This window comes from Microcystis sp. M_QC_C_20170808_M9Col, assembly GCF_007095495.1.
Classification (GTDB): Bacteria; Cyanobacteriota; Cyanobacteriia; order Cyanobacteriales; family Microcystaceae; genus Microcystis; species Microcystis aeruginosa.
Window position 1 is genome coordinate 1 of record NZ_SFBZ01000122.1, and the last position, 5573, is coordinate 5573.

The following is a 5573-nucleotide window of genomic DNA, read 5'->3' on the forward strand; positions in this document are numbered from 1 at the left end:
ATTAACCTGTTTGTGCCTTAAGTCCTTACCTGTATGGATTTCAGCTACTTTTGAGCGTAGGTGCTCTCATCGAATTTTATTTTAAGTTAATTATTTGCATAACAATTCCCGAAGAGCCCTTATTTTTAATTGTAGGCTAAGAAGATTTGTTCATGACCTACAAGATAGAATCGGAGTTTCTGCATCCCTCTCTCCTGTCAGACCGGGAAAACCCCATCCGAATATAAACACTCACGCTGCTGTCGTACCTTGTTCCAAGCACTTTAGCGTATATCTGGCACGAGTTTTAAGAATTGTTAATTGATCTGTTTTTGCCAACAACTCATCTAACTCAGCTACTTCATCAGCGCAGAGTAAAGATTCTGCATTTCTCGTCACTAAATCATCTAAACGGGTTTGCTCTACGAGGGACAATTGACAACTTGCCAGCGCTTTTAATTCATCCACACTCAAACCAATCAAACAATCTTCATCGAGTCCTAATGAATTGGCAAATCGAGAATAGGTGTTCCAGTCTAATAAAACCCCAACTCGTTCCCCTTGCTCATTTGTTAAGTATTCTACTGGCTTGGACATATTAGAAACACTCACAATACAATATAATCCTATTTTAGTAATTAATTCCAGAAAATGCCATCGATCGCCGATAAGGTTATCTTATTTTTGTTTTCCTAATTGTTAGATTTTCTAAAAAGTTGAAAAAGTACGGGCGAAGCATTCGGATAGAAAATCTCTGGTTTCAGCGATAGGTTATTGTCCGAATGCTGGACGCAATTGCCGATAAGGTTATCTTATTTTTGTTTTCCTAATTGTTGGGGTTTCTAAAAAGTTGGTGCGTTACGGCAATATTTAGACCTTGATTTTTTCCCTAAAAACAATGGATGCCTAACGCACCCTACTGGACTGTTTCAGCTAAAATAGGGCAATAGATTTCGGCTTAAAGTCTTAGATTATAGAATTTATAGCATTTTTCTAATACACCAAATTAGCTGAAACAATCCACTACGTTTATTTTTGTTTTCCTAATTGTTGGCTTTTCTAAAAAGTTGGTGCGTTACGGCAATATTTAGACCTTGATTTTTTCCCTAAAAACAATGGATGCCTAACGCACCCTACGTTTATTTTTGTTTTCCTAATTGTTGGGCCTTATAAAAAGTTTCTAAACTGTGACTATCCCCGACAAAACGCCAGTGCCAGGGTTCATAATTAATACCCTGGGGATTATTTTCGGGGAAAGATAACTCGAAACTATACTGGGCAGCGTTATTTTGCAACCAACGAAAAGCGGCAGTATTAGCAAAACTGCTACTTAAATTTGTGGCGGGAGCGTGACCATCGCCAATATCGATCGCATAACCGGTATGATGTTCGCTGTAACCCGGAGGTGCGCTCACTTCTGCTCGTTTGCGGGTTTGCTGATTGCGTTGTTTTTTAACTTCAAAAAAGAGCTTTTCTTGGGTTGCTTTCGATCGAAATGCGGAAATCGGCATTAAAATCACCCCCGACCTTCTCGCGTCACTCTGCATCTCGATAAAAGCCTTGGCTGCCGGTTTCCTTAAACGCATAGCACCATCCCCAGTAATGGGGGCTAATTCCGTCTCCGGAGCCTCTTGATAGGGTAAATGACCTAGAATGTTCTCAATCGGGCTAGGAGTGGCTTGAATGGGGGGGGATGGATTAATAGGCAGTTTTTTTACGGAAGCAGGGGGACGATTCAAGACTGCTATGGCAATTATGCCGGTTCCCACCAGAGCAAGTAAACCGCTTGCGATCGCTATAAGACCATTAGGATTAGTAGTTTTTGTGTACTGGTTGTCCCGCAAAGCTTCGGGAATATCATCGATCGGTTTCACGGTTTACTTACCCTCCTGCACCATAATTACATTATTCCCCGGCCACTCCATCTTGACGAGCAGCGTGTTGAACGGCGGCGGCCACAGCCGTAACTACACGACTATCAAAAACCGAGGGAATAATATTCTCTCGATCGAGATTAGCAGGAGTGATCAGAGAAGCGATCGCTTTGGCCGCTTCCAGATACATATTATCGGTGATTGCCCTAGCGCGACAGTCCAAGGCCCCGCGAAATAATCCGGGGAAAGCGAGAACATTATTAATCTGATTGGGATAATCGCTGCGTCCGGTAGCCACCACGGCCACTAAATCATTGATTAATTCCGGTTGAATTTCGGGAATCGGATTAGCCATGGCAAACACGATCGCATCTTTAGCCATTCCCTTGACCATTTCGGGAGTCAACACCCCCGGTGCGCTCACCCCCAGGAAGACATCAGCGCCTTTAAGAGCATCCCCTAGCTTACCACTGGCAGCCACGGCCCAAGCTTGTTTTTCTGGGGTTAAATCGTCCCGTTTTTGGGAGAGGATACCAAGGGAATCACAGAGGATTATATCTGTGGCTCCTGCGGTTTTAAAGAGGGTAGCGATGGCGATACCCGCCGCACCCGCACCATTAATGACGATTTTGACTGTATCAAGCGATTTTTTGACCAATTTGAGGGCATTAATTAGGGCAGCCAGGGAAACGATCGCTGTACCGTGTTGATCATCGTGGAAAACGGGAATATTTAATTCCGCTCGCAGACGTTTCTCGATTTCAAAACAGCGTGGCGCGCCGATATCCTCTAGGTTAATACCCCCAAAAACCGGAGCGATTCTTTTGACGGTTGCGATGATTTCTTCGGGGTCTTGGGTGGCTAAACAGATGGGAAAAGCGTCAATTCCGGCGAATTCCTTGAATAACATTGCCTTCCCTTCCATTACTGGTAGGGCAGCCTCTGGCCCGAGATTTCCTAATCCTAATACCGCGCTACCATCAGTCACTACAGCGACGGTGTTGCCCTTGATGGTCAATGAGTACACTTGTTCAGGGTCGTGGGCGATAGCGGTGCAGATGCGACCAACTCCGGGGGTGTAGGCCATGGCCAGGTCATCTTGGGAGGTGAGGGGAATACGACTCTCAATGGAGATTTTACCCCGACGATGGAGATCGAAGGTGCGATCGGAAACTTTCAGGAGTTTAACATCCGGTAGAGCTTTAACCGCAGCGATAATCTGTTCCGCTTGGTCGGTACTAGCGGCATCAACCATCACTTCTCTGGTGCTAATCTTTAAATTGCGTTCGATCAGAGAAATTTGCCCTAAATTACCCCCGACATCGGCGATCGCATTGAGGACAGAAGCGAAGGTTCCCGCTTGATTGGGGATTTCTATCTTGAGACTTAAACTATAGCTAGGATTGGGCGTTAAATGAACCATGCTGAAGGCTTCCAATACTGATAAATATTGATTATCTTCTATCTGTGAAGGACTTTGGTATCTAATCGCGCAGTTTCTTTAGCTATTAGGGTTTCTCTGGGCCTAACACCAGGGGAGCGGGGTGTGGGGTGTGGGGTGTGGGGTGTGGGGAGATGGCAAATTAGGTTAGACTTCATCTTAATGAGAAAGACTGTAAATATGACTAGAGAATTATATCCGGCGATCGATCCCTATGGTACTGGTTACTTAAAAGTATCGGCTCTCCACACAATTTATTATGAAGAAGTGGGCAATCCCCAGGGTAAACCGGTAGTATTTCTCCATGGCGGGCCCGGCGGTGGTATTGAAGGGATTTATCGTCAGTATTTCGATCCGCAGAAATGGAGAATTGTCCTTTTTGATCAACGGGGTTGCGGTAAAAGTACCCCTCACGCTGAGTTAAGAGAAAATAACACTTGGCTATTAGTGGCAGATATGGAAAAACTACGAGAATTATTAAAAATTGAGCGCTGGGTAGTTTTTGGCGGTAGTTGGGGAAGTACCCTATCTTTAGCCTACAGTCAAACCCATCCTGAACGATGTTTAGGCTTAATTTTGCGCGGGATTTTTCTACTGCGAGAAAAAGAATTAAAATGGTTTTATCAAGAGGGAACCAGTTATATTTTTCCCGATATTTGGCAGAATTATTTAGCACCTATTCCCCCGGAAGAAAGGGGAGATTTGCTGGCCGCTTATTATCGGCGCCTGACTAGCGATAATCCCCAAATCCGTCTAGAAGCTGCCAAAGCTTGGTCAATTTGGGAGGGAAGTACCAGCAAATTAATTCCTGCGGACAATTTAATCGAGAGATTCGGTCAGGATAATTTTGCCGAAGCTTTTGCACGCATTGAATGCCATTATTTTGTCAATAAGGGTTTTTTAGAAACGGATAACCAACTGATCGAAAATGTTGATAAAATTCGTCATATTCCTGCGGTTATCGTGCAAGGACGTTATGACATTGTTTGTCCGATGATTTCTGCTTGGGAATTACATCAAGCTTGGCCGGAAGCGGAATTTATCATTGTTCCCGATGCGGGACATTCGATGACAGAAGTGGGAATTCGTAGTGCTTTAATTGAGGCTACCAATAAATTTGCTCATTTATAGATAAGCTAATCATGGTGATTATTTTGCCAAATTTGTTCATAGGCTTTTTCCATATCTATCGTAAATTGTTTGGCATTCCAGAGGGGAGATGTATGACGAGATTGACGTAATTGATAACGGACTTCTTCCCTTAAATTTTCATCTAATCCTAACTTAATTCCCCACTGCACATATTCCTCATCACTCCAAGCTATACCCTGACTAATGCCGGCATTTTTCATAAAAGTATAGCTATTGCGGGCCGCAAATTGTTCACCAACCCTAGTGACTAAAGGAATCCCCATCCAGAGGGTTTCTAGGGTTGTGGTAGCACCATTATAGGGATAGGTATCGAGAACTATAGCGTTTCTGATTCACAAGAGGTACATTCCCGATCCTGAACAGCTTAATCAGCAAAGGTTTAAGCGTGCCGCACAGATGCGAGAACTGCTATATATCAGCAATTCCTAGATTAGCGCGATGGGTTTCCTCATTGAAATCATTGGGCAAAAATCTTAATCTATCTTGACTAATTCCCAATTCGTCGGCACTTTTGAGAAATAATTCTCGAATGGTTTCTTTGTCGGCAAAACCTTTGATTAAAAGATAGCTATTAGGAACCTGTTGGAGAATCTGCAATTGCAGATAAATCATGTTTAAGGTGCGTTTTAATCCCGATTGCACGGTCAGATAAATAATAGCATCATCGGGAATATTTAAATCAGTTCTTCTCCTGGTGGGAACACCCACTTCAAAACCATCCACGGATAAATAAGAGTTAGGAAGTCGGATGATTTTTTCTGAATAAATTTCTTCAGCATTTTCGGGTAAAACGTAGTTATCGGCAATAAAATAATCAATCGCAGGGATTCCCGACGCATCTAATCCTAACCAAGTTACCTGTATCGGTGCGGGTTTTAATGCCATTACTAGATAAGTTGTATTATTAGTTAAGCTATCAAGATCCACTAAAATATCTAATTTGTCTTGACGAATTTGGGTAGTTATTTGTTCAATTTTTGCGGGCAAGTTATAGCTATAATCTGAGTTATTTATAGCAATTCTCTGACTTATGAGGTACAGTAGCAACAGTGAGTAAACCAATTGCGAATATCTTTTTGAGTAACTTCTAACATAGCCAATTCAATCCCTTCTATTAAGTCTTTGTA

The 5573-nt window shown here is 42.9% G+C and carries 4 protein-coding genes and 2 pseudogenes; 1 reads left to right on the forward strand and 5 read right to left on the reverse strand.

The genetic code is table 11. The features are described 5' to 3' along the window. Positions 1 to 231: 231 nt before the first annotated feature. The 3 genes from EWV68_RS07465 to EWV68_RS07475 all read right to left on the reverse strand — a co-directional run bounded on the left by EWV68_RS07465 (position 232) and on the right by EWV68_RS07475 (position 3276). Positions 232 to 576 (reverse strand): hypothetical protein, encoded by a 345-nt coding sequence (locus tag EWV68_RS07465; RefSeq protein ID WP_002754005.1) that lies wholly within the window; start codon positions 574 to 576, stop codon positions 232 to 234. Positions 577 to 1118: 542 nt separating this feature from the next. Next, on the reverse strand, positions 1119 to 1853 hold the full coding sequence (locus EWV68_RS07470) for a M15 family metallopeptidase (RefSeq protein ID WP_061430524.1): 735 nt from the start codon (positions 1851 to 1853) through the stop codon (positions 1119 to 1121). 31 nt (positions 1854 to 1884) lie between these two features. Continuing rightward, a complete protein-coding gene (locus EWV68_RS07475; protein ID WP_061430523.1) occupies positions 1885 to 3276 on the reverse strand; it encodes an NAD-dependent malic enzyme in 1392 nt (463 codons plus the stop codon). A 198-nt stretch (positions 3277 to 3474) separates the two neighbouring features. On the opposite strand from EWV68_RS07475, the gene pip reads away from it, so the two are divergent. Next, positions 3475 to 4425 carry a prolyl aminopeptidase gene (pip, locus tag EWV68_RS07480; RefSeq protein ID WP_287169362.1) on the forward strand — a complete coding sequence of 317 codons (951 nt, stop codon included), beginning with the start codon at positions 3475 to 3477 and terminating at the stop codon, positions 4423 to 4425. Positions 4426 to 4430: 5 nt separating this feature from the next. Here pip and EWV68_RS07485 read toward each other — a convergent pair. After that, positions 4431 to 5463, reverse strand: a pseudogene (locus EWV68_RS07485) (O-linked N-acetylglucosamine transferase, SPINDLY family protein); the annotation flags it as partial. An 11-nt stretch (positions 5464 to 5474) separates the two neighbouring features. Then, positions 5475 to 5573, reverse strand: a pseudogene (locus EWV68_RS07490) (IS630-like element ISMae26 family transposase); the annotation flags it as partial.